Origin of the sequence: Algoriphagus yeomjeoni (assembly GCF_003259505.1) — a bacterium.
In the GTDB taxonomy this organism is placed as follows: Bacteria; Bacteroidota; Bacteroidia; order Cytophagales; family Cyclobacteriaceae; genus Algoriphagus; species Algoriphagus yeomjeoni.
Map to the genome: position 1 here is coordinate 240,091 of NZ_QLLK01000001.1, position 26,210 is coordinate 266,300.

The 26,210-nt window shown below is 39.9% G+C and carries 18 protein-coding genes and 1 riboswitch; of the genes, 2 read left to right on the plus strand and 16 right to left on the minus strand.

Features of this window, described 5'->3' with window-relative positions; all coding sequences use genetic code 11:
* Positions 1–72: 72 nt before the first annotated feature.
* Positions 73–897 carry a DUF4382 domain-containing protein gene (locus LV83_RS00985; RefSeq protein WP_111609657.1) on the minus strand — a complete coding sequence of 275 codons (825 nt, stop codon included), beginning with the start codon at positions 895–897 and terminating at the stop codon, positions 73–75.
* Positions 898–1,002: 105 nt separating this feature from the next.
* Here LV83_RS00985 and dgt point away from each other — a divergent pair, with 105 nt between their 5' ends.
* Both dgt and LV83_RS00995 read left to right on the plus strand, forming a co-directional pair.
* On the plus strand, positions 1,003–2,349 hold the full coding sequence (dgt, locus tag LV83_RS00990; protein WP_111610088.1) for a dGTP triphosphohydrolase: 1,347 nt from the start codon (positions 1,003–1,005) through the stop codon (positions 2,347–2,349).
* A gap of 177 nt (positions 2,350–2,526) precedes the next feature.
* On the plus strand, positions 2,527–5,535 hold the full coding sequence (locus tag LV83_RS00995; protein WP_111610089.1) for an AsmA-like C-terminal region-containing protein: 3,009 nt from the start codon (positions 2,527–2,529) through the stop codon (positions 5,533–5,535).
* Between the two features lie 118 nt (positions 5,536–5,653).
* Here LV83_RS00995 and LV83_RS01000 read toward each other — a convergent pair whose 3' ends face one another.
* The 15 genes from LV83_RS01000 to mnmG all read right to left on the minus strand — a co-directional run bounded on the left by LV83_RS01000 (position 5,654) and on the right by mnmG (position 26,150).
* Positions 5,654–8,065 carry a poly(ethylene terephthalate) hydrolase family protein gene (locus LV83_RS01000; RefSeq protein ID WP_111609658.1) on the minus strand — a complete coding sequence of 804 codons (2,412 nt, stop codon included), beginning with the start codon at positions 8,063–8,065 and terminating at the stop codon, positions 5,654–5,656.
* Between the two features lie 82 nt (positions 8,066–8,147).
* A complete protein-coding gene (locus LV83_RS01005) occupies positions 8,148–8,429 on the minus strand; it encodes a Trm112 family protein (RefSeq protein ID WP_111609659.1) in 282 nt (93 codons plus the stop codon).
* Positions 8,426–9,076, minus strand: coding sequence for a thiamine phosphate synthase (locus LV83_RS01010; RefSeq protein WP_111609660.1), 651 nt, complete (start codon positions 9,074–9,076; stop codon positions 8,426–8,428). The genes LV83_RS01005 and LV83_RS01010 overlap by 4 nt, the downstream gene beginning before the upstream one ends.
* A complete protein-coding gene (locus tag LV83_RS01015) occupies positions 9,067–10,122 on the minus strand; it encodes an AIR synthase family protein (protein ID WP_111609661.1) in 1,056 nt (351 codons plus the stop codon). Before LV83_RS01015 ends, LV83_RS01010 begins: the two co-directional genes overlap by 10 nt.
* The gene (locus tag LV83_RS01020) at positions 10,122–10,844 is read right to left on the minus strand and encodes a class I SAM-dependent methyltransferase (RefSeq protein ID WP_111610090.1); all 723 of its coding nucleotides are present in this window, start codon (positions 10,842–10,844) and stop codon (positions 10,122–10,124) included. Before LV83_RS01020 ends, LV83_RS01015 begins: the two co-directional genes overlap by 1 nt.
* A gap of 68 nt (positions 10,845–10,912) precedes the next feature.
* Positions 10,913–11,011: riboswitch (TPP riboswitch) on the minus strand.
* Positions 11,012–11,483: 472 nt separating this feature from the next.
* Positions 11,484–12,491, minus strand: a complete 1,008-nt coding sequence (locus tag LV83_RS01025; protein WP_111609662.1) for a DUF3500 domain-containing protein — start codon at positions 12,489–12,491, stop codon at positions 11,484–11,486.
* 130 nt (positions 12,492–12,621) lie between these two features.
* Positions 12,622–14,409 carry an acyl-CoA dehydrogenase family protein gene (locus tag LV83_RS01030; protein ID WP_111609663.1) on the minus strand — a complete coding sequence of 596 codons (1,788 nt, stop codon included), beginning with the start codon at positions 14,407–14,409 and terminating at the stop codon, positions 12,622–12,624.
* A gap of 152 nt (positions 14,410–14,561) precedes the next feature.
* Positions 14,562–15,737, minus strand: a complete 1,176-nt coding sequence (locus LV83_RS01035) for a thiolase family protein (protein ID WP_111609664.1) — start codon at positions 15,735–15,737, stop codon at positions 14,562–14,564.
* Positions 15,738–15,797: 60 nt separating this feature from the next.
* The gene (locus tag LV83_RS01040) at positions 15,798–16,157 is read right to left on the minus strand and encodes a four helix bundle protein (RefSeq protein WP_111609665.1); all 360 of its coding nucleotides are present in this window, start codon (positions 16,155–16,157) and stop codon (positions 15,798–15,800) included.
* Positions 16,158–16,238: 81 nt separating this feature from the next.
* On the minus strand, positions 16,239–18,644 hold the full coding sequence (locus LV83_RS01045) for a 3-hydroxyacyl-CoA dehydrogenase/enoyl-CoA hydratase family protein (protein ID WP_111609666.1): 2,406 nt from the start codon (positions 18,642–18,644) through the stop codon (positions 16,239–16,241).
* Positions 18,645–18,688: 44 nt separating this feature from the next.
* Entirely contained in the window at positions 18,689–19,159 is a 471-nt protein-coding gene (locus LV83_RS01050) for a MarR family winged helix-turn-helix transcriptional regulator (RefSeq protein ID WP_111610091.1), read from the minus strand.
* Positions 19,160–19,502: 343 nt separating this feature from the next.
* Positions 19,503–21,251, minus strand: coding sequence for an AMP-dependent synthetase/ligase (locus LV83_RS01055; protein ID WP_111609667.1), 1,749 nt, complete (start codon positions 21,249–21,251; stop codon positions 19,503–19,505).
* Between the two features lie 462 nt (positions 21,252–21,713).
* Positions 21,714–23,387: an Ig-like domain-containing domain gene (locus LV83_RS01060; protein WP_111609668.1), complete on the minus strand. Its 1,674-nt coding sequence runs from the start codon at positions 23,385–23,387 to the stop codon at positions 21,714–21,716.
* A complete protein-coding gene (locus LV83_RS01065) occupies positions 23,384–24,283 on the minus strand; it encodes a class I SAM-dependent methyltransferase (RefSeq protein ID WP_111609669.1) in 900 nt (299 codons plus the stop codon). The genes LV83_RS01060 and LV83_RS01065 overlap by 4 nt, the downstream gene beginning before the upstream one ends.
* A 1-nt stretch (position 24,284) precedes the next feature.
* Positions 24,285–26,150, minus strand: coding sequence for a tRNA uridine-5-carboxymethylaminomethyl(34) synthesis enzyme MnmG (gene mnmG, locus LV83_RS01070; RefSeq protein ID WP_111610092.1), 1,866 nt, complete (start codon positions 26,148–26,150; stop codon positions 24,285–24,287).
* Between the last annotated feature and the right edge of the window lie 60 nt (positions 26,151–26,210).

Below are 26,210 nucleotides of genomic sequence, written 5' to 3' on the forward strand. Positions count from 1 at the left end.
ATACATGGAATCATGAATACCTAGATACAAAAAAAGGCCAGCCAAAGCTGACCTTTAATTTTATTAGTAGTCTTAATTTAATACTAAAGTAACTGGGTTGACATTAGTCATCTTTCCTTCTTCCACTACAACTCCTTCCAACACAAATGGAGCATAAAGTTCATTTGGAGTAAATGTTAACGTGTATGTTCCATCGTCCAATCCTGAGATTTTATAATTTCCTTCAGCATCTACAAAAGTATTCATCGAATCATCTCCAATTGAAGCAGTTACTTGTACAGGCTGTGCTTCGAGAGGAAGGACTTGTCCCATAAGGCCGGTTGATACCTCGTCTATATACGCTCTCAAAACTGGCTTGAGGATGATTTGTCCTGAATTTCCCGCTTCTACTATTGATTTGGCAGCATCAAAATCGATGATCAAATCATAAGTCATTCCGCCTTCGATGTCCTCATCTACTTTTATTTTCAAGCCACTTTGCTGTGCACTTGGAGTTTTCATTTCAAAACGCTCGCCATCTTTGATTACATAATTATCTTCTCCGAGTATCAATCTGATTTGATCGATTTCACCTTCAGGAAAATCTTCAGAACCTAGTAATTCGCTGTTTCCGCCAGTCAATTCTAAAAGGTTGATAGGCTGGCTTTCGTCATAAACGATCTCAACCCATGAAGACTCATCGTCATCATCCATATCATCATCGTCGATTCCATCATCATCAACTTTGACGCGTACCGCAAGAACTTCTACCCAAACTTCATCATAAGATGCCGGAGCATCTACCAAATAAAAATTCACTCGTGCAGAACCACTGGCCGGATTATCATCATTTGATGAACATGCCATTGCGATCAACGCCATTCCTATGATCGAGAGATAAGAAAATAAATTTTTCATACTAGTTTTAGTTTAGTTTCCGTAGCATAAATCCAATGACTGTGCCATATCAAAAATAACAAATAATAAAAGTAAAGTCTACAGAGCTTATTACTTTTGAGGATGATGAAATGGGAGCGCCTATTATCCAGAGGCAGATTTGGTGATAATCCGGGATTTATACCCACACAAGTAGTAAGAAGTGAGTTTGAGGTTGATTACGATCGAATAATTTTTTCGTCGCCTTTTAGAAACCTTCAAGATAAAACTCAAGTCTTCCCACTACCTGAGCAGGCATTCGTTCATACTAGACTTACCCATAGTTTAGAAGTATCAAGCGTGGGAAGATCACTGGGTAAAGCTGCGGGTGAGATGCTCCTGCAAAAGTACCCTCAGTTGAATAAAACAGGCATTACCCCATTCGAAATAGGTGCTATTGTAGCAGCCGCCGCTTTAACTCATGATATAGGAAATCCTCCATTTGGGCATGCTGGGGAGGAAGCTATTTCTGATTTCTTTAAGTTTCACCCTGCGGGAAAATGCTGGCAATCGCACGTGCGAACAGAACAATTAGCAGATCTCTGCAACTTTGAAGGAAATGCACAAGGGTTTAGAATGCTGGTTTCAAAGCAATTTGGATTGAAATTGACATATGCAACCTTAGCCGCTTTCACCAAATATCCCCGACCTAGCATGATCGCTCAGCGGGATATAGCAAGAAGAAGCCAGAAAAAATATGGGTTTTTTATTAACCAATCAGCTGATTTTGAGCAAATGGGGGCTGTTTTGGGAATGGAAAAATCCAGTCCGGAATGCTGGTATCGTCACCCTTTAGCTTTCTTAGTAGAAGCCGCCGATGATATTTGCTACAGTATTATCGACCTTGAAGATGGCTGTACGCTAGGTTTGGTCAGCTTTGAGGAAACTGTAAAACTTCTGGCTCCGATTCTCAAGGACAAGTTTGACCCTAAAAAACTCAAAGAACCTCGAACTGAAGCCCAAAACCTGGGAGCACTTCGCGCCTTAGCAATTGGGGAGTTAATCAACGAATGTGTAGAGGTCTTTGCCAACTATGAGGAAAGTATGTGCAAAGGGAATTTTGATAAGGCATTAACCGATATTATTCCTTCTGCGAAAGCTTTGCATAAAATCACCGAAGTTTCTATTCAGAAAATCTATAGATCTCAAGTAGTTTTAGAAAAAGAAGCAGCAGGATTTCAAGTCCTAGAAGGATTGTTAGAGGTATTTTCCAAAGCGCTTTATCACCAGTTTTACGCCCCGGAGAACTTTTCCGGTCAAGACAAAAGTATCCTTCGTCTTTTGCCAGCAGATTTCCCAATGAAAGGCTGGGGGGCTGAGGTTAATCCTTACCCTTTACTTCGTGCTCTGGTAGATTTCATTTCTGGAATGACAGACAAATATGCCCTGAACCTCTATCGCAGGGTGAAAGGAATTTCTTTCCCAGGTTCCTAAAAAGAATTCCTGAAGCTAGTTTCTTTCCAGAAAGGGAAGTCCAAAAGGTAATTGGAAAGCCACCCGGCTTAAATTTTGCAACTATTTAGGCTGTGAAGGCTGATAATTACGTATCTAATGCCTGTTTGGAATCTACTTATTCCAGCAAACCCACCTATTCGCTTAATAAAACCATTTATGAAAAAGACACTGATCATCATTTTAGGTGTATTTACATTTTTAATCGCTGCAGCAGTTGCTGTGCCCTTTCTATTCAAGGACAAAATCGCTGCCCGAATTGACCGGGAAATTGCCCAATCTGTGAATGCAAAAGTTATTTATGACATTGATAATGTGAGCTTAAGCCTGTTTAGAAGTTTCCCTAGTGTATCAGCAAGCATCACTAATTTAGATATTGTCGGAAACGCTCCATTTGAAAATGACACCTTAGCGTCCTTACGTGAATTTGCCGTTGATTTCAACTTGAAATCTGTGCTTTTTGATGACTATCCAACCCTGACGGGTGTTCACCTAAATGGTGGAAACGTCTACATCAAAGTTTTGGAAGATGGAACTGCAAATTATGACATCACCTTTCCCTCAGAGGAAGTAGCATCAGAAGACAAGGAAAGCAATTTCCAGATAGGAATAGACGCTATGGAGGTCCGCGATCTAAATTTGGTATATGATGATAGACAGCTTGATTATTTCATGGCTTTGGGAGCAATCAACGCTAAAGGTTCGGGTGAATTCACAGCGGATGTCTATGATCTCCCGATCGAAATGGAAGCCTTGATCGCTGATATTACCTATGAAGACGTAAGTTATTTAACCAACAAGTCTTTCAAGGGAGAAACGCTACTGAATATTGACATGAATAACATGAAGTTCACGCTAGGCGAGGGTGATTTTCAACTGAATGACTTTCTTTTTGGCCTGAATGGATTTTTAGCCATGCCGAACGATGACATAGAAGTAGATGTCTCCATTGATGGAAAAGACAATGAGTTTAAGAGCATTTTGTCATTAGTTCCAGGTATTTACTCTGAGAGTTTTTCGAGCCTAAATACTTCAGGAACAATGGATTTCAATGGAACTATTAAGGGGGTTTATAATGATGTAAAGATTCCTTCTTTCGACATTTCGCTGAAAGTAGCCGATGGAATGTTCCAATATCCAGACCTACCGCGACCTGTAAAAAACGTAAATATTGATCTTCAGGTCAAAAATGAGACAGACAACATCGATAATACTTCCGTCTCCATTCCCACATTCAATTTGGACTTCGGAAGCAATCCGATTTCCGGAAAGTTGTTTTTATCCGATCTGGTTAGCTACACGATTGATGCTGCTCTGAAAGGCAAGCTAGACTTGGAGGAATTGACCTCCATTTTCCCAATTGAAGGGCTAGCTATGAAGGGCAATCTGGATCTGGATGCCACAGCTAAAGGCAGATATGATTCTGTAGCAGGGGTAATTCCTGCGATCAACGCTAGGTTACTTTTGGCAAATGGCTATGTGAAAAGCGTGGATTATCCAGCGCCGATTGAAAAATTGAATATAAATGCCAAAGTCCAAAATTCAAGTGGAAGCATGACAGACTTTCTCGTTGATTTGAGCCGTTTTGGATTTGAGCTAGAAGGAGAAGCCATCAACGGAAATATGAAAATCCGTGATTTTGATAAGCTGATCTGGGACGGTGAAATCGTGGGAGGAGTGGATTTGAAAAAGATTCTAGCCATTTTCCCTGTGGTAGATATGACTATGGAAGGTCACATCAATGCGAATATAAATACGAAAGGATCATATGCAGCCTTAGAAGCTAAAAATTACAACCAATTAGAAACTCGTGGCAGCATGGATGTCAGTAATTTCACCTATTCATCGACAGATGTTCCACAAGGAATTCAGATTACGAAAGCTAAAGCCGAGTTCAACCCGGAGCGGATTAATCTAACAGAATTCGACTCTAAAATCGGAGAAAGTCCACTTCAGGCAACAGGATCACTTTCCAATTACATGGATTATTTGCTTGGAGAAAATGGAACCCTAAAAGGCCAGCTATCACTGAATAGTAGCAGATTTAACGTGAATGAATGGATGACTGAAAATGCCTCCACCGACACAGCAAGTGCTGAACTTTCCGTAATTGAGCTTCCTAAAAACATTAATTTTTCCATGGTCGTTGCGGCTAATGAAGTGCTCTACGATGATATGAATCTGAAGGAAGTAAAAGGAACTATGGCACTAAGCGATGGCGTATTGAGTTTTTCAGATGCATCGATGAAGACCATGGGAGGTACTATTGGATTAACAGGGAAATATGACCCTCGTGATTTGACTGCTCCTGCTTTTAATTTCAACTTGAATATTGCTGAGCTTAGTATTGCAGAAGCATTCAAGTCATTCAACACCATCAAGGCCTTTGCACCAATTGCTCAAAATCTTACCGGTAAATTCAATTCCAACTTGAGTTTTTCAGGAAAACTAGGGCAGAATATGATGCCACTGCTCTCTAGCTTGGATGGGGAAGGCATACTAAAAGTGGTAGAAACAGCACTGAAAGACAGTAAAATCCTGGAAGGAATCACCAGCCTTACCAAACTGAAGGATATCAATACGCTACAATTGAAAAACATCTCAATTCCTATTTCTATTGAAAATGGAGTGATGGATGTGAAGCCTTTTGATGTGAAATTATGGGATTACCAAGCAAAGGTTCAAGGAACTGCGGGATTTGATGGCTCATTAAATTACCTGATAAATATGCAGGTGCCAGCAGGAAAATTTGGTTCTCAAGCCAATGCTCTTCTCGCCTCCATATCTGGGACACAGACGGATGAAAACTCCACCATTCCTTTGGCACTGAATCTATCCGGAACATACAATTCCCCAAAAATTTCACTTGCCGGTGGAAATAGTATGGAAACATTGCTGGCTAATGCCCTGAAAGCAAGAGTCAGTGGGGAAGCACAAACGCTCCAAACCCAAGCAACGGATCAATTCAAGGCAGCCCAGGATAGCATGAAGCAAGCCCTGAAAGCCAAATCAGAAGTAGCTCAAGATAGTGCGAAAAAGGAACTGGAGAAGCAAGTAGACGTAGCAAAAGACAAAGCGGTAGATGAAGCCAAGAAATTGCTGAAAGGCTTTTTTCCGAAAAGTACTCCGCCTGCGAAGCCTGATACGACTACCGTTAAGAAGGATTAATCTAAATAGGATAAGCAATTGAAATGTCGGACAGAGCTAAGTTGAAGCCTTTGTTACAAGAGCTCTCGACTTCGCTCGACCTGACACTATTCACTTGCCAGAAGTGAGATTTTTTGTCCTAAAATTCCCTGCTAAACCCAATATTATCGACGACCACCACACCTGAAGTACTTTGATCGAAGACAAACTTGATGGTCCGAAGCTGAGTAGGAGTAAAGCTCGGGTTTTGTTTAGCTAGCTTCTCCAAGTTAAATGAAAACGTCTGGAAGACTTTTTCAGATTGACTATCGCCTTTGATAAAATCAGATTTCCAGATCGTAACGGCTATCTCTCGCTGAAGTGGAGAAAACTCACTCAGTAAAAATTGAATCGATTGGCCTGTAGAATCAACTAATTGAATTGTGAAGTCGAGGGGTTTTTCAGCATTCTTTTCTTCAGGCTCATCTTCACTTTCCTCTTCTTCTTCAGGGGCTTCAGCATTAGTTTCCTCCTCGTTTTCTTCTTCCTCTTCCTCGTTATTCTCTTTATTATCATTAATCCATTTTCCAGAAGTTTTAGGATTTGAGCTCTCTGTGGATTCAGCCATGGAGAACTGCAAAACACTAGTAGAGTCCAGCTGAAAATCCAATGGGTCAAAGTTCAAGCTATAGCTAGCGATCAATGAATCATTCACAAAATCCTTCGCTCTTTCATCTTTCAAACTATCCTCCACATCATAATTCCACCCCAAAAATGCTGCTCTAGAGCCTTTCTTTGCCCATTTCAATTGAATTTCGGCTTCTCTCCAAACACTCAAATTTTCAGATTGGATGCTTCCGGAGTCCAGAGATGTCGTTTTCACATCAAAGTCCTCATCAAAATTTGCCAAGGTTTTCAGATTTGAATCTTCAAACTGGTTCAGATAAATCGTTTCAGGCAACCAATTTTTCCCTTTTCTGGCATCAAGAAAAAGTGGTAGATACTCCTTTTTACCGCGCAAAGTAGCTTCAAGAAATGCTGAAATATAAACTTTAGCAATCACCTGCTGAGTAGAATCGTCCAGTTGCTGCTTGAGATTCAGGAGGCCAACAAAGGGATTTCCGGTATCGTTTTTCCCCCAGGAGGTATTGAACTGCCCATGATTGGCGCCATAGACGTAAAGGCCAGATTTGAAATGATAGCTTGAATCCTGAAAGCTGATTCGCTCATATTGCATAGATCCCATGAAGGATGAAACATCCGCATCTTGAGCTCCATGAATTACGAAATAGCTAATGTCATTCAGTTTAGTTCTGGAACTTCCTGGCTCATATTGACCGTCTACAGGAGCGATGGCTACAATTGATTGTATGTTAAAATGATAATCCAACTTGACAGAAGCATCGTCTGGATAAAAATCCAATTCATTGAGCATAGCAGCATGTGCTACAGCTTCTCCGCCTCTGGAATGTCCTATCAAAGCTATTTTTGTTGTGTCTATTTTATTGAAAAAAGGATGGTCCGAACTAGCATTCCAATCATGCCAAACCTTGAGGTGCTCCAAGAGCAACCAACCACGGGCATCATTTTCTTCGCTTAAGCCCTCCCTAATGTCTGTCCAAGAGCCATTGATGAAATTCTCATCGACAGAAACCAAAATCATCCCTCTGGAGGCCAATAATTCGCCTAGATAATCATATCCTGGATCAGAATAATCCTGCATGCTGTGGTTTCCATGTACCACTAAAACTAATGGGAATGGGCCTTTTCCTTCCGGGTACCACACGCGACCATTGATTGGAAGTGATTTATCATCAAAGCCCCAGTATTTTTCCCGCCACCAGCCAGAAAAGCCACTCCAGTTATCTAGAAAAGCCACTCCATTCACTGAATCTGTTAAGAAATTATAGGTTACTTTCTCGGCAAACTCAGGCCTATGTCTGTCTTTTCCACTGCCATAAGTGATTGTTTTGACCAAATACTCTCCAGTCTCTCCTGGTGATTTTCCCAAAATCGCCGGTATTTTATCAGTGGAAAGTAAAGCTGCATTTTCAATGGGATCTACGTCCAAGCCCGTAAGAGAATAGTAATAGGCTAAAGCTCCAATTCCAAAAAGAGCAATACATAAAGCCAATGCGGCAACCACTTTTTTTGGTGTAGTCAGCCTCTTGAAACTCGATCGCACAAAAATAAAATAACTCGCTCCTAGAATAGAAAAGAGGATTGCCAAGCCTACTACAAGTACCACTTGGAAATAAACTATCATCGCCAGAATAGGCAAACACATGAGAAGCGCAAATTTGAACCACTTTGGGATTTGGTACAAGAGCTTAATAATCCAAACTCCCAGCGCGCCAAGAAGTGCCAAAACAATGATTGTCACAAGACCAAAAAGTAAATAGTACGGATCGCCTATCTGAAAAGAGAAGATAACAGCATTAAGGATAATCAATAGAACTGTGAATGCTATTAACCCAAAGGCTGCGCCTTTAAATGCGTAAGAACCCGGGGAGATAAGTAATAACTTAGCTAATATCCAGTTTTTGGCATTTTTAAACCATCTCTTTATCATATATGGATAAGTTTTAAAAGTATTCCTAAGCTACTTTTTTCCTTATAAATAATAGAACCATCCATACTGTTTTTCAATGACTTCAAGTATTCGTCAGGCTTTCTTTCAGCCTAAAATTCTTTATTTCTCTACCTTCCAATTGATTTTGCCATCTATCCAATACTGGCTGCTCCAAATGAGCCTCTCGATATTCATCTGGATTCATGATAGGAATACCTTTGATGATGGGATAAATTCTCTCGCAACTAGGGCAGTTTAGCCAACCTTCCAAGATATTTTCGTGGGTATCTTTCAGAATTATTTTTAAGGTTAAATCATGCTTATCAAATGGACAGCAGAGCTTTTCTATCGTTTCTAGTTTCATTTTTTTAAGTCATTAAGTAAATGTTGGTATTGAGAAATGGCTTTCCCCGGATCTGCAGCTTTCATGACCCCAGAGATCACAGCAATGCCATCAAATTCTAAGGGCTTTAGGTGCGCGATACTTTGAGTAGAGATACCTCCTGCTAGGAAAATTGGGATGGAGGTGAGTTTCCTTGTTTTTTGAACCGTTTCGAACTCCACCAAATCACAGCTATTTGCAGTGGATGATGGGAACATGGAGCAAAAGGAGAGGTAATCTACTTTGGCCTGAATAGCCTCTTGGATCAGCTCTAAGTCATTATTGATCGTCATTCCAATGAGTTTTCGCTGCTGCTTTAGCTTTGGAAATAATTTATTATAATCGGGAGGCAATTCATCAAAATGCACTCCATCGAGATCAAGCAGTTCTGCCCATTCCGGATGGTTATTGATGAGAATAGGAATTTCTGATCCTTTTGAGCTCGCCTTAATTTTACAAATAAGTGGAAGGACCTGCTCAGGCGAGCTGAAATTATCCCAAATCTGAAGTGCACAAGGCTTCGCTGATACAGCTTTTTCTAATGATTCTATCAGTTGGCCCTCTTCCATAGAAGGATCTATCACCAAGTAAATTCCGGAATTTATTTTAGCTCCATGTATCATTTCCATCCCTCTTTTAGAGCATTAAAATAAGCAGCCCAATAGGGGTCAGTTTCCAAATAGACTAAGGGAGAGGTGACTCCGGATTTTTGAATTTGAATACCAGCTTTAGCATCAGTGATTTTACCCACTTCGGTGCAGAGAATCCCTGTAGAAGCTAGCCTGCAAATTACATCAGTTGCTTTTTCGGGATCGCAAGCAATGATCATGGATCCAGCACCGACGCAGTATCTTGGATCCAGCCCAAACAATCCTGAAATGGCAGCCGCAACATTTCCGATAGGTATCTGATCAATGTCAATTTCACCGCCTTTTTCAGAAGCAACTAGCATTTCATAGATAGCTCCTAGCACGCCACCTTCAGTGACATCATGCATGGCGTGGATTTCCGGGTATTTCTTATCCGTTCCAGCTGCGCAAAGTGCATCTTGAAGCGAGGATGTTTGGTAAAACTGTTCGAATGCTGAATGGTAAATTTCAACCCCAAGTTTTTGCTTGATAGTTTCAGGAAAACTCATCCCCAAAATTGCAGTTGCTGTCAATCCACATGACTTGGTTATAAGAATGGAATCGCCAACTTGGGCACCGGTAGCACAAACGATTTCTTCCTCCGGAGCAATTGTCAGCAAGGTACCTCCACCTGCAAAGGTGGAATTTTGACCTTTCACAAAACCTGTATGTCCCCCTGTGATTGCGACGCCTATTTCCTTACAGTATTGATCTATAAAACTCCAATAAGTATTGAAATCATCCTTAGAAAGTGTATCTGGAAGGTTCAAAACAAACTGTCCATATTGCGGCGCAAAGCCGGTTGTAGCCATATCGTTTGCCATCAGGTGTACACTTAACCAAGCTGATTCCTGCAAACCCAATGAAGGAATCAACGATAGCGGGTCACTAGTCGCCGCCAAAGCCAAGCCTCCAGGAAGTGAAGTAATAGCAACGTCCACACCAAATGCGGGTCCTTGTATTACCTCTTTGCGCGCAGCGCCAAACCTACCCGAGAGCAAATCCTCATATCCCTGGAAGTTGATTTTACCAAGTTGATCTGCCATTATTCTACATCATTGAGTTTGACATATAATCCGAAAAAGTCACCATAGGGAACACTCCATTGCTGGACTGGAAACCACTTTGGAAGACCAGTGCATGACCATTCAATCGTGTAATCTCTTCCAACCAAAGCTTCTTCAATAATCTTAATAAGCATCGCTGGGGTGTAAAAAGTAGCGGTGACGTAGAACGGGTTTTTGCCAAAAACCTGCTGAACTCTTCTTCTAAGAACTTTCGGAGAATTACGATTCATCATTCCCATCGCAATACCATACTTGGCAACACGGGCAGATTCCCGAATCACTTTCACAGGATCTTTGTAATATTCGAACGTAGTGATGAAGGCAAGTGAATCGAACGTGTGGTCTTTAAATGGCATGTGATGGGAATCTGCCATCACCAAATCACCGTCAAACAAATGAATAGCCTGCGAAAGCATCAGTGGAGAAATATCTCCTCCAGTTGCCTTGATGCCAATTTCCTTCCACCAGCGCGTAAAGCGAGTAGTTCCACAGCCGAATTCCAAAAGTGTTTTTACCCGCTTGTCTTTGGACACCAGCTGCTCCATGACTTTCTTTTGCCAGACTTCGGCCCGCTTATAACGCCCTTCATACCAAAGCTCATAAGTATCGGTGTGCGCACGATTAAAAAACCATTCAGGTCGATTTTGCCAGTTTTTCTGCGCATCAGGCAGTAATTCGAAGTTCTTTTTCTCTAATTCCATAGGAAGTTTTGGTTGCAAAAATGTTAACTGCATTTCCTGCGGTCAGACAACCAAGAGAAAACAAAGGCGTTTTCTGGCTTTAGCATCCCTACGTTGGCATGATCCAAATCAGGTAATTCGGGTATTTTCTCAGCCTCACCATAAGGAAGGCACCCCGTGCAATTGGTTCAAATATAGGCTAATTCTATGGCCAAGAAAAATATATGGTTTGGTTCCACTACCCGAAATCAAAAAAAAACGGAGGCTAGTTGCCTCCGTTTGGTAATTAATTATTTTTCTTACTTTCCTTTTTAGCGGCCTTTGCAGCACGCTTTTCTTTTAACGTTTTGGTAGCCGCAGTCTTGTCGTTCTTTGGTTTACCTTCTGGTTGCTTAGCCATAGTTCATGGGAGAAATGTTGTAACTGATTCCTGTTAAGTTAGGATGAATTTTTTATCTCTCAATCAGCTTGGAGAACTATTTCATTGCGATAAAAATATCAATACAAAAACTATCTCCTTACTCAAATTCCAACAATTTTGAATGGCTCTATAAAATCCTTTTCTGCCTTATTCACTATTCTGTTCTTAGTTCTTAAAGATTGAAATTATAGAAAAAAGCCTCCGAAATGGTATATTCGGAGGCTTTTGTAAGGTTTAGATTAATGTGAATGTGCTTTAGCCATATGCTCCCGAATCAGGTCTCTACCAAAATCGCTTTCGAAATCCCGCCAAACCGTATGGATATGATTGGCATTGTTCTGAGAATTATCAAATTCGATCAAAAAGGTCTTCGCCTGGATTCTATAGTAATGAGCTGATCCTAAAGCCTTAGCACCAACCCATCCAAAATACAAATCTGACAAGTCCTCATCCATTACTTTTTGCCTTCTTTCACTAGCTATTTTACTCGGCATATTCGACAAATACAGATCTATGATTCCAATCAACTGTTTTTGCTGGTCTGGTTTTAACTCAGAATAGTTGATTCCCACAGGCTTCATTGGATCTATTTCCGGCAAATTTCCAGACACGATGTCTTTGAAAGATTCAGTTTGAAAAATCGCTTTTTGTTGCTGAGAAGCATCAAGAGCGTTGATCAATTCAAACCCAAGATCTTCTTCAGTTGCTAATGTTCTGTCGCCTTTTCTAGGTCCTTCAGGAATCATCGCAGGATTGGCACCAAAAAATCTAGGTGAAGCAATCACTTCATCGCCACTGACGGTAAAATTCAACGAAAGATGATGCCCTTCAAATGACATTGACCAAAGGTCTTCATTAATAGGATCTCCGTAAAAACTCATAAAATATTTGCCTGGATCACGCATAACGGTATCCTGACCCATACTTCTAAGGACATTTTCCAACTCCATTATTTCCAACGTTTTCTCATATCCAGATTTTGAAAGCATAGATTTCAATACAGAATGAGCAAGTTTTTTCTGTGCAGCATTCATCTCTTTAAGTGGCAAACCCTCACGATTGAACATGGTACTTGGGAAAAAATGCCATTCTTGTTTCTTGGGATCATCCAAGTCATAGATCACTTTCCCTTTTTGCTCAGGGCTTAAAGAATTTAATAAATCTTTTACCGGATCAGGTTTCAATAGCTGCATTGCAACCACCAGTCCAACAAATCCTAGGATAATCACCAAATAGACTCTTTTCATTTCTTTAGGGTTTAAAGTCTTATTTATTGAATTTCAATAGTTTAGAAGATTTATAAGTTACACTTTTTTGTATAAAAAAAGCCTCCGAACTCTTTCAATTCGGAGGCTTAGGTACTCAACTTATCACAACTTAGAATGGATATTTCCCCTGATCGATCATATAATCAGCAATTTGTCTTCTCAGCTCTTTGGTATTATACAGTTCTGATTTTGTAAATCGCTTCAATCCCATCAGCATCACTTTTTGCTCATCGCCTTTGGTGAAGCTACCTATAGCCTCTTTCGCGGCAGTATTTATTTTGTCAACGGCTTCTGAAAGATAGATCTGAGCCATCGCAATTTGATTCTTGCAAGCCTCTTCGCCTTTTATAGAAACCAATTTCTCGGTACGAAGAATCGCTGATTCACTCGCATAGATTTCGATCATCACATCAGCAAGGTTCATCATGATTTCCTGCTCATCTTCGATTTTATCCTGTAAAGCCATTGCTGCTTTTCCTCCTACCATCAGGAATACTTTCTTCAGCTTTTTCAGCACTTCTTTCTCCGCTGCGAAAAGCTCTGAAGTATCAATAGTCTCAAAGGATGGAACAGACGTCAGTTCTTTGGAAACGGCCATCGCAGGATCGAAAATGTTGATCTCCCCCTTCATCGCACGCTTCAACAGCATTCCAACCATTAGCATGCGATTGATTTCGTTGGTACCCTCATAAATCCTAGAAATTCTGGCATCCCGATATGCACGCTCCATAGGCGCATCTGCAGAATAGCCCATACCTCCGTATATCTGTACCCCCTGATCAACCACGTAATCCAACACTTCAGAGCACTGCACCTTTGCGATAGCACATTCAATCGCAAAGGCTTCCACGCCTTTCAGTTTGGCTTCGTTTACATCAATGCCCTCTTCGATTAGCGCATCTATCTTGTTTTCAATGTCCTGACCAGCTCTATAGCAAAGTGCTTCGGAAACATAGGATTTGGTCGCCATCTCGGCAAGTTTGGATTTGATGGCACCGAATGAATTGATGCTTACTCCAAATTGTTTTCGCTCAGTTGAGTACTTCACCGCGTTAGTAGTCACGGTTCGAACTCCTCCAAGAACTCCTGCTCCAAGTTTTACTCTACCGATGTTCAGGATATTCACGGCGATTTTGAAACCGTTCTGACGGTCAGAAAGCATATTCTCAACCGGAACTGGACAATCGTTGAAGAAAACCTGGCGAGTAGATGAACCTTTGATTCCCAGTTTTTTCTCCTCCTCATTCATCGTGATTCCACCAAAAGACTTCTCTACGATAAAACAAGTCAAGTTTTTATCGTCTCCTATTTTTGCAAAAACAATGAACAATTCCGCAAAACCTGCATTTGAGATCCACATTTTCTGACCATTCAAAAGATAGGTTTTACCATCTTCTGAAAGTGTAGCTTTAGTCTTGCCGCTATTGGCATCTGAACCGGCGTCTGGCTCTGTGAGGCAATAACAAGCCGCCCATTCGCCAGTAGCAAGCTTTGGAAGGTACTTTTTCTTTTGCTCTTCTGTGCCATAGTACAAAATCGGTAGTGTACCGATTCCGGTGTGTGCACCATAAGTCGTAGAGAATGATCCTGCAGCACCGATGATATCGGCGATCAGCATAGAGGTATTGAAACTCATACCCATTCCTCCGTATTCTTCTGGAACAGTAATTCCCAGAAGACCAAGATCTCCTGCTTTTTTGAAAATAGTAGGAACCAAATTAGGATCTTTCATACTATCGATCTCCTGCGCAAACGGGGTGATCTCTGTGTCAATGAAATCCTGACAGGCTTGAGCCATCATTCGTTGTTCTTCGGTAAATTCTGCAGGAATAAAGATGTCTTGTGCATCCGTTTCCTTGATGAGGAATTCTCCTCCTTGGGTTGATTTTGTGGCCATTATTTTTAAGACTTAAGATTTTAGACGTAAGACATGAGACTTAGCATCGGATTTCATTATTCATCATTTCTCATTCATCATTCGATATTGAAAAGTTCAAAAATTCAGAATGTCGAATGCTGAATTTTGAATGATGAAGTGGGTAGGACTTTCTATTTAAGCAGTTCGTACACCCCAGCGACACCCTGGCCGCCGCCAACACAAGCTGTGACCAAGCCATACTTTTTATTCTGGCGTCTGAGTTCGTTGAACATTTGCACGGAAAGCTTTGCTCCGGTACATCCCAGTGGGTGACCTAATGCTACAGCTCCACCGTTCACATTCACGATGTCTGGATTGAGATCCAACGCTTTGATCACTGCCAAGCTTTGCGCAGCAAAAGCCTCGTTCAGCTCGATCAAATCAATATCATTCAGACTTAGTCCCGCTTGATCCAATGCTTTTGGAACGGCTAGTTTTGGGCCTATTCCCATGATTCTCGGATCAACTCCAGCCGCACTGTATGACATCAACCGTGCAATTGGGTCAAGATTCAAAGACTTCATTAATCGCTCAGACATCACAACCACGAAAGCTGCTCCATCCGAAGTCTGGGAAGAATTTCCCGCGGTCACTTGTCCTTTATTTTTAAATGCTGGTTTCAATCCCGAAAGCACATCCATAGTCGTCCCAGGTCTTGGGCCTTCATCCGTATCGATTACTTGCTTTCTGGTTTTCTTTTTGCCTTTTTCATCCAGGTAAGTTTCCTCGACTTCCACAGGCACGATTTCATCCTTGAATTTGCCTGATTTGATAGCTTCAATAGCTTTCTCATGAGACTTTACAGAAAAGGCATCCGAATCCTCACGGGTAATGCTATACTCAGCTGCAAGTTCTTCAGCTGTTAATCCCATGCTGATGTAATACGAAGGATGCTCAGTCGCTATTTTGTAATTCAATACGGTCTTATATCCCATCATCGGCACCATGGACATAGATTCTGTCCCACCGGCAATGATGCAATCTGCCATTCCAGCTTTCACTTTTCCTACTGCCAAGGCTATAGCTTCGATCCCCGACCCGCAATAACGGTTGACGATAAAACCTGGGTTTTGTACTCCCAAAGCAAGAAGAGAAATCATTCTGCCCATTTGCATTCCTTGTTCTGCCTCGGGAACAGCGTTTCCGACAATGAGGTCATCCACCATTTTGGTTTCCAGACCTGGCGTGTTAGCTACCAAATGCTTGATTACATCTGCAGCGAGATCATCCGGTCGGTAGAATCTAAAGCCACCTTTTTTGGCTTTTCCAACCGCTGATCTATATCCATTTACTATATATGCTTCCATGTTTTTTTGTATTAATTAGTTATTTGGGAATAAAGAGTATCAAGTATCAAGTAGTTAGTATCAAGATTTTGCTTCGATTGAAGTTTTAAGACCCATAATCATTCTTTGAACTTCTGTAAGATCATTTTCCATTTCCTTTGCAGTCTCTGCATCAAGAATTCCGACACGCTGTGAAATGATCATTTGAGTTTCCAATTCAAAACTTTCACCAAGACTGATTTCCAAAGAGTTGACGAACGATTTCCCTGAAGTCTTTGCGCAGCCTTCGGCAATATTTGAAGGTATGGATACACCAGCCCTCCTCATTTGAGAAACCAAGCCAAACTTTTCTTCAGTCGGATATGCCTTTGTGACCGAGTAGATTTTTACAGCAAAATCAACTGACTTCTGCCATACTTTGAGCTCTTTGAAATTGTGCATAGTTTCTTTGTTTATATCTAAAGTCTTGATTCTACAATCTTGCTACTTATGTCTTGCTACTTGATACTTAACTCTTGCTACTTAATTCCTAAGCGGTTTGCCTTTGAACAATATGCTATGGATTCTCTCTAGTGTTTTCTTTTCACCGGTAAGACTCAAGAATGCTTCACGCTCCAAATCCAATAAGTATCGCTCTGATACCTCAGTTGGTGAGGATAAATCTCCTCCAGACATTACGTATGCTAGTTTTTTAGCAATTAAGGCATCATGCTCCGAGATATATGCACCATACCTCATTCCTGTGATACCTGCTTCGAAAAGTGCCAGCGACTCTTTTCCGAGAACTCGAATATCTGTCTGCTCAATTGGCTGAGTGTAGCCCGCTTCGTGCAAGGAAAGAACCTTAGTTTTTGCTTCTGCTAATTGACGCATACGATTCAAAGTAATCCCGTCGTCTTTTCTCAAATAACCCAAACTCCTAGCTTCCTCAGCTGAGGTAGAGACTTTCGCCATCGCGATATTCATAAATGCATCCTGCAAGCGATTCAACTCAACATCTCCGGATTTCACGGCATTGGAAAATCTCAATGTCATCTCTTTGGTACCGCCACCAGCAGGAATCAATCCTACTCCTACTTCCACCAATCCCATGTACAATTCTGCATGCGCCTGAATGTGATCTGAGTGGAGTGAAAGTTCACAACCACCTCCCAAAGCCATATTGTGTGGCGCAACTACAACAGGAACTGAGGAATACCTCGCCCGCATCATCGTGTTTTGGAATTGCGCAATCATCAAATTGATCTCATCGAAATCCTGATCTCCAGCGAACATAAATAGCATAGCTAGGTTTGCTCCTGCAGAGAAATTTGCGCCTTCATTTCCTACGACGAGACCTTTGTGAGATTTCTCAGCCATTCCTATTGCTGTGTTAATTCCTTCAATGACCTCTTGTCCCATGGAATTCATTTTGGTATGGAATTCCAAGCCAATTACATCATCACCCAAGTCATAAACAGAAGCTCCTGCATTATTCCAAATTACTTTTCCAGCAGATTTGAGTGTGTCAAGGATAATGAAATCGTCCATGCCTGGCACTTCCTTATAGGACTTGCTCGGAATGTCGTAGTAGTGCTTCTTGCCGTTTTCTACTTTGTAGAAGGTTTCATTTCCAGCTTCAAGCATTTCATAAACCCAAGCAGCCGGCTTTTCCCCAGCAGCTTCCATTTTCTCTACAGTTTCCTTGACACCGAGTAAATCCCAGTTTTCGAAAGGTCCAAGCTCCCATCCGAAACCAGCACAAACGGCTTGGTCAATTCTGAATAATTCATCTGCTATTTCTGGAATTCGATTTGAGCAGTATCTGAACAAATCATAAAAAGTAGCTCTATAGAACTCACCAGCTTTATCCTCAAAATTCACCAAGAATTTGATACGCTTTTTCAAGTCTTCAAACTCCTTCGCTGCTTCTAATGCTTTGAATTTTGGTTTTTCTAAATCCTTGTACTCAAAGGTTTCAAAATCGATTTCCTTCAGTTCCTTCGATCCATCTTTGTGACGGATCATATTGAAGTATCCAGATCCAGTCTTGTCACCCAGCCATTTTTTCTCATAAAGAACCTGCATGATTTTCGGAAGCTTGAACTTCTCCCGAGACTCATCATTAGGTAAGGCTTTGTATAAGTTATTAGCCACATTTACCGTCGTATCCAAACCAACGACGTCCATGGTTCGGAATGTGGCAGATTTCGCTCTACCTATTAGCGTACCAGTCAATTTATCGACTTCTGATACACCTAGGCCCATTTTTTCAATGGTATGCATACCGGAAATAATCGCGTATACGCCTATTCTATTGGCAATAAAGGCGGGTGTATCCTTACATAGCACTGTTTCTTTCCCAAGGAACTTGTCTCCATATTCCATGAGGAAATCAATGTTTTCCTGCTTGGATTTTGGACCAGGAATGATTTCTAATAAGCGTAAATAGCGCGGAGGATTGAAAAAGTGTGTCCCGGCAAAATTCTCCTGAAAGTCTTCTGATCTGCCTTCGCACATCATGTGCATTGGAATTCCTGAGGTATTTGAAGTAATTAGTGTGCCTGGCTTTCTATGTTTCTCTACTTTCTCAAAAAGTGACTGCTTGATATCCAGTCTCTCGACGATGACTTCCATCACCCAATCGTAATCTTTGATTTTCGGCAGGTCATCATCAAAATTTCCAGTAGTAATTCTGGAAGCAAATGACTTATCGTAAATCGCAGAAGGATTAGATTTCAATGTGGAAGCTAAGGCCTCCGTAACAATTCTATTCCTGACCATAGGATCTTCTTTGGTCAGTCCTTTTTTCTGTTCTTGCTCGGTAAGTTCAAAGGGTACTATGTCCAATAAAAGCACCTGCACGCCTATATTGGCAAAGTGACAAGCAATTCTGGATCCCATAACACCCGAACCTAAAATGGCAATTTTCTTAATGGTTCTCTTCATAATTTTGGGCTTTTGGTAGTGGCTACCTTGTGGTCTTATATGGTTTATAGTTCAAATATTGGTTTGTTGACATCTATTCCTTTGGCGGTCTGAACTTGATCGATCACCAGCTGAATTTTCTCAAATACTTTGAAGAAATCCTGAAGCTCTTCTTCGCTTACGATTTCTCTGACCTGTTCGTTAAATTCCCGAATAGTATTAACTGAAATTTGCTTCTTCCTTTTCCCTTCGTCTGTAAGAAAAATCCGCACAGAACGCTTATCAACTGGATCAGGCATTTTATAAATCATACCTTTTTCCTCCATTGTTTTAAGCATTCTAGTCAAACTTCTAGTCTCAAGACCTAGTTTTGGGGCAATTTTGGTGGCAGGCGTACCCTCTGTAGAATTGATATTGATGAGTACAAAGCCAATGGCTGTGGTAAATCCCTCCTCTGCAGCTTGCTGATTGTACATTCTTGAGATCGCATGCCAGGCACTTTTAATATGGTAATCAACTGTTTCTTCTCTTTTCATCTCTACAGAATTCTTCAATTAATGAGGAATACTAATCTACAAAAAATATTGTATGCATGCATACTATATTGGAAAAAAGTTATGCATGCATCACAAATTATTTAAGCAAATATTCAAGTATCACAGAATATTATAAATGAAAAAGTGCGCTATTTCCAGATATTCCGAATTATTGAGATAAAAAGCCTTTTTTTGTAAAACGATCTACTAATGTTAATAGAAGTAGACAGACCTGTAATTGGTGATCGAAATAGTCACTTTACAAGTGTTTTGCACACAACAAACCAATTTCAATCACTGAAAAGGCAATCTCGAATAATCAGAAATAAAAAAATCATTGGCTTCAATCTTGGTAGATAGCCTCAATCTCTTTTCCGAATTTCTGAAAAATCACTTTTCTCTTTAATTTCATTGTTGGGGTCAATTCTCCTGATTCTATTCCCCAAGGTTCTGCCAAAAGCTTGAAACGCTTGATTTGCTCCCATTTACCAAAGTATTTATTGATTTGCTCGATCTCTCTATCATACTTTTCAATGATTTCAGGTTTTTGGATCATTTCCTCATCTGTGGTGTATGGAATGCCTTTATGCTTGCAATAATCCTTCAATCCTTCAAAACCAGGCACGATCAAGGCACTTGGATAATTTTTATTTTCACCGACCACCATCAACTGGTCTATCAGCGTGGATTCCTTGAATTTATTTTCCATTAGCTGAGGAGCTATGTATTTGCCTCCAGAGGTTTTGAACATCTCCTTCTTGCGATCGGTAATTTTCAGGAATTCTCCATCTAGCTCTCCTATATCTCCAGTATGAAACCAGCCGTTTTGAAGTACCTCATCAGTCATATCAGGTTGCTTGTAGTAACCTAGCATCACATTGGGTCCTTGAACGAGGATTTCACCATCTTCGGCGATTTTTACTTTTACATCTTTCACTAATTTTCCAACCCAACCTATCCTCATTTCTTCATTTGTACAGATAGATGCTGAGATTACCGGGGAAGTCTCGGTCAATCCATAGCCTTCACATACTTTGATCCCTGCAGCCCAAAAAACCCGAGCTAGCCTTGGTTGTAAAGCAGATGCACCCGAATTAATTTGAAGTACTTCACCTCCTAAAGCTTCTCTCCATTTACTGAAAATAAGTTTATTGGCCAATTTCAACTGAAAATCATACCAAAATCCCATATGGCCACCTGGATCATAATCCAAACCAAGATTTAAAGCCCAAAAGAAAAGCCCTTTTTTTATTCCTGTAAGCTCATATCCTTTGGCTACAATTTTATCATAAATTTTCTCAAGAAGTCGAGGAACTGTGTTAAAAGCATGCGGTTTGACTTCTTTCATATTTTCCCCCAAAGTTTCCAAGCTCTCTGCATAGTAAATGGAAAAACCCAAGTACATAAAGCAAAAAGAACCGGTTCGCTCATAAATATGACAAAGTGGAAGAAAACTAAGTACCCGTGAAGTCCCTCTTTCTGGAGTCATAATAGCGGCAATAGAAAGAACATTCGAAAGAACATTTGTATGTGAAAGCATCACCCCCTTTGGCCGACCAGTAGTTCCGGAAGTATAAATAATGGTAAACATGTCATCAGGCTTTACAGTCTCTTTTAACAGTTCAAGTGGCTCTATACTTTCATTTACTCCAATCGCCAAGAAATCCTCCCAGAAAATCGCACCTTCAATTGTTGAAAAACTGTAAATAAATCGATCTCCACATACCTCTTTGGCTTTATCAAAAATCACCTGATCACCAACGAAAATCATTTTGACTTCGGCATGGTCAAAAATATACTCGAAATCTGAGGAGGTTATAGTAGGATAAATGGGTACGGATATTCCACCGATCTGCTGCAGTGCTAAATCAATGAAATTCCATTCTGGACAGTTTTCGGAAATGATAGCGACTTTCTCTCCTTGCTTTAGTCCAGCTTTTAAAAAAGCCAAGCTCAAATTATCAACTATTTCTTTTATATCTCTGGATGAAAATGATTTCCATTGACCAGCTTCTTTTTTGGAAAGTGCAATCTCTTTATCATAAGTAGCGATCTGATAGGGAATCAAATCAAAAAGTCTCGAAGGCTCCATAGTATCTCATTTTGGGTTTGTATAATATTACCAAAATGTGCGGCCATTACAAAGAGTTATCCACGCTCTCTTTTTATAATAGTTGTAAAATAGATTTTTAAAAAAATTCTTTACTAAGGTTATTAGGACTGTGGATTTGTTGAAAAGAATCTGTTTTATTCTTCTCCACTTTCTAGGACAGTGAAGATTTGAGTTTCCCACGGGTTATCCTCTTTTTGTCCACATGTAAGTCTTTGAAACTTATTGGACTAATTGAATATTCCAATTTTTGTGGATTAGGCTTTACTTATTCACTGTTGGGAAAAAGCTTGTGGATAGAATGATTTTGGTTGGTGGATAAGTGTCGGCTTTTCCCCAATATAGGTGGTTGGTAGAAAAGGTAGTAAATGTTAAGTTGATAAGCGTTGAGTTATCTATCGGTTATCCTTTTTTATCCACAGTTAAATTGACACTTATCCACTGTTAATTTTCGCTACTTTTTATACCTGTTTTTGGTGTTGTAGTTATCACAAGGTCTTCAACTATCCAGCCTCCTCTAACCAGAATGTTACCATTTCCTGTTTCAGGATCTATGAAATTGAAAGTGCGCTCTGCATATCTTCTTTCTTCGAAGTTTGCTGGATCCCAACGGTGATTCATATTTGTATCTTCTATTACCCTGATTTGATAGCTTGCGGCTTCGATTAGCCTGAATGAAAATTGGTTGCTATTTTCTAAATAAGACTCCCTTTTCAGTTCTCCTTTACTATCTAACAGCTGTACTATAAATGGCCCTTCAGAGCCTTCTATTCTCCCTGAAATTTCATCAGTTAGGGTTTCTTTTTTCAACTTTTTATAATTCGCTGATAAGGCCACTTCATTGTATTGGCCTTCTATATCTCTGAAGGTAGAATCTGCGGCTTTTACGGAAAATATCTCAAACGGTATAGAGTCAGGCACAAGAAGATTAATTTCTAAAACATCCCTTCGTAGTGAATCCTTGAAGCTTAACATTTCTGGAGAAATATTAATAATAGAAGCTGTGTCGTACGATAGGTATAGAGAATCAAAATTGATGTTTGAGATTGGTTTATTAAAGGTTAGTTCTATGGGTAGATCTTGGTAAAAACTTTTACCTGAATTAGCGGAAATGGTTAGTTTTTCTGGTTTTCGATCCGATTCTTCAAATTTTGCCCATATTAAGGAATCAATTTCATGTCCAACTGAATCCTTAAGGTTAACATTGATCGGTATGCTATCAGCAAATACTGATTGTGAATAAAGATTTACTCTTTTGTCTCCTAATGTGTAAAATATTTCACTTCCCATTTTTTCATTTTCTAGGACTACTTCATTTGGAGTCTTGTTCAATACAATAGTATAATTCGATCCAAGTGTTGAAGACCTCAGTAAGTTTATGGGGTTTTGATCTCCTTTTGAAAGATTGAAATGTAAGCCTGCTATGTTTTGATCAATGGTAATTGTATCCTTTATGAAATCAAATGCTTCGGATTTATATTCTGCTTTTAGGCTATTATTGTCATCCTGCCACGCATAGGCTAAGTATTTTCCAGCTTTAATATTTGAAATGTTAAAATTACCGGCTGTATCTACTTGACTTAAGTAATATGGAGGAGCGATAAATACATTAGTTGTGTCATCAATTGGATATAAACCCACTATGGCATCTTCTATTTTGTCATTTCTGCCTGGAAAATATCTATTCACTGATCCTGATACTTTAAGGCTATCTATACTTGCGCCAGTTGAAAAAACCAATTTTAGGTTCTCAGCTGGATTCCCCTCTGATAAATCTTGAATTGATTTTTGGAAGTTGAATACGTAGGTGGTACTGTCTTCCAGTTCCTGATTAAGTTCTATTATAAGCGTGTTTTTTAATGCCGTAATGATCACCTCATCCTTATTTATTCTTGGAGTGATCAGGATGTTTTTGTTGGCATTATCCAGTTTAATGTATTCATTAAATGTTAAGATGATTTCTTTTGGTTTTGTATTTAGGCTTTGGTCCTGCGGAATCATTTCTAGGACGATCGGTGGATCTTCGTCTGGAGGTCCTCCCATAGGCGTGCTTTGCTTGGCACAGGAAAAAGCGAATATGCTTATAACTAATAGTATGATTAAATTTGATTGTTTCACTTCTTTTTGAACACAAATAAGTTACTAGAATAATTTCCTGCGGTCTTCCGCGCTTCACTGTTAGACTTTTTGCCTGTCATGATAGCCTTCCAATATCTTTGTACTATGGATTGATTAGGATTTGTATAGCCTTCAGACAATAATGAAACGTAATAGCTATCAAAACTCATTGGCATTTCATTCACTAGTTGTAAATCAAAGAGCTCTGAGAAGCTTTCAATAGACTTATGATTAAAGTGGTAAAGGTGTCTCGGAACGTCCCATCCAGCCCAGCGATCTTTATACTTTATAGCATCATAGCTTTCTGGATTTGGGACAGCTATTACTATATAACCATCTGATTTTAAGATGTTTAAGAGTTTTTTTACTGTTTTTCTAAGTGAATGAATATGCTCCAGTACATGGTAAAGTGTAATGATGTCAAATGAACTTCCTTCAGGTAGTTCATCAATGGATTCATATACTTTTCCGTTTACTTTAGACTTTGCTTGATTTCTAGCTTTTTCATTTGGTTCAATACCTTTTACCTTCCATCCGGTTTCTTTGGCTTTGGAAAGAAGTTCTGCCGTACCACAGCCATAGTCTAAGTATTTTCCTTTCGAGGGTTTTAGACTATTCAAATGTTTTACTTTTTTTGAGACAGCGTATTTCCTTACTTTTTGGTAAACAAATTGGGTTAGATTTTTTGCTTTATCCTCATGTGAGAAATATTCCGGGAAATCGTAATATGGAGCTATAGCTTCAACTTTTGGTCTAGGGTTAGTGAATTTTAGACCACATTTGATGCAATTACAAATAATAAAAGACTCTTGGCTAACTGCGAAATCTTTGATCAGTTCAGAATTAAGAAAATGTCCACTTTTGCAAAGTGGACATTTAGTAAGTCTTTCTAACATTCTATCTTCCAAGGTAAACAGTGATTATAGATAAATCTGCTGGTGTGACTCCGCTTATCCTAGAAGCTTGACCCATAGTTTCAGGTCTTATTTTATTCAGTTTCTGTTTTCCTTCTGCAGAGAGTGCTGGAATTCCTATATAGTCAAATTTCAATGGAATTTTGAAGTTTTCCATATTGCTTAGCTTCTCTACCATCTGCTGTTCCTTTTCAATATAGCTGTCATATTTGATCTGGATCTCTGCTTGTTCTAATACTTCCGTAGGATATTTAGAAAGGTAAGCTTCGATTTCAGAATTAAATGTTTTTAGATTTTGAAGACCTATTTGAGGACGTTTTAATAGTTTTTCAGCAGATATTTTTTCCTTGATCACAGCAGAACCAATTTCTTCGAGACCATCATTTATACTTTCTGGAGAGAATTTCTTTTGCTTGAGATCGTTAATGAGCTTAGCAGTTTCCTCCCGCTTATGGTTCATTTTTGCTAGACGCTCATCTGATGCCAACCCAATATTATGTCCTTTTTGAGTTAACCTTAGATCTGCATTATCCTGACGTAATAAGAGTCTGAACTCAGCTCTTGAAGTAAACATTCTATATGGCTCTTCAGTACCTTTATTTATAAGATCATCAATTAATACTCCTATGTATGCATCTGATCTTTTTAGCAAGAAAGGGTCTCTTTCCTGAACTTTCAAGCTAGCATTTATACCTGCTACTAATCCTTGAGAAGCGGCTTCTTCATATCCCGTAGTGCCATTTATTTGACCTGCGAAATACAGATTTTCTATTAACTGCGTTTCTAAGGTTAATTTCAATTGAGTAGGCGGAAAATAATCGTATTCAATGGCATACCCAGGTCGGAACATTTTGGCATTTTCAAAACCAGCTATTTTTCTAAGTGCTTTGAATTGTACGTCTTCAGGAAGTGAAGTAGAAAAGCCGTTTATATACATTTCCACCGTGTTCCATCCTTCAGGTTCTACGAATATTTGATGCCTATCTCTTTCTGCAAATCGATTTATCTTATCCTCAATAGATGGGCAATATCTTGGCCCCAAGCCTTGAATTCTACCATTAAACATAGGAGATCTATCAAAGCCTTCTTCTAGACTTGAGTGTACTTCTTTGTTAGTATAGGTAATCCAACAAGTTTTTTGATCTTTTAGAGTTGTTGTTGTATCAGAATAGCTGAATTTCTCAGGGTTTTCGTCGCCATGTTGCACCTCCATTTTTGAATAGTCTAGACTTCTTCCGTCGACTCTTGGTGGAGTTCCGGTTTTCATTCTCCCAGACTCGAATCCTAATTCTACTAGTTGCTCGGTTATACCTCGAGCTGCGGCTTCCCCAGTTCTTCCGCCGCCAAATTGTTTTTCGCCAATATGAATTAAACCGTTTAGGAATGTTCCGTTAGTTAAAACGACACTTTTTCCTTGGATTTCCAATCCTATACTAGTTCTTACTCCTTTTAGCTCTCCGTTCTTCACTAGAAGGCCTGTGATCATTTCTTGCCAGAAATCCACATTGGGAGTGTTTTCCAATGCCAATCTCCATTCTTCAGCGAATTTCATTCGATCGTTCTGAGATCTTGGCGACCACATTGCTGGACCTTTTGATCTATTTAGCATCCTAAACTGGATCATGGATTTATCAGATATAATACCTGACTTTCCACCCAGTGCATCAATTTCACGTACTATCTGCCCTTTAGCCACTCCACCCATTGCTGGGTTACATGACATTTGAGCAATTGTATTCATGTTCATTGTACATAGTAAAACTTTGGAGCCCATGCTAGCTGCTGCATGTGCCGCTTCGCATCCAGCGTGCCCTGCCCCTACTACTATCACATCGTATATTGGAAACATTGTATCCTTTTTTGTGTACTGTTTCACGTGGAACTGTTGTATTATCCTTCTTTAAGAAAA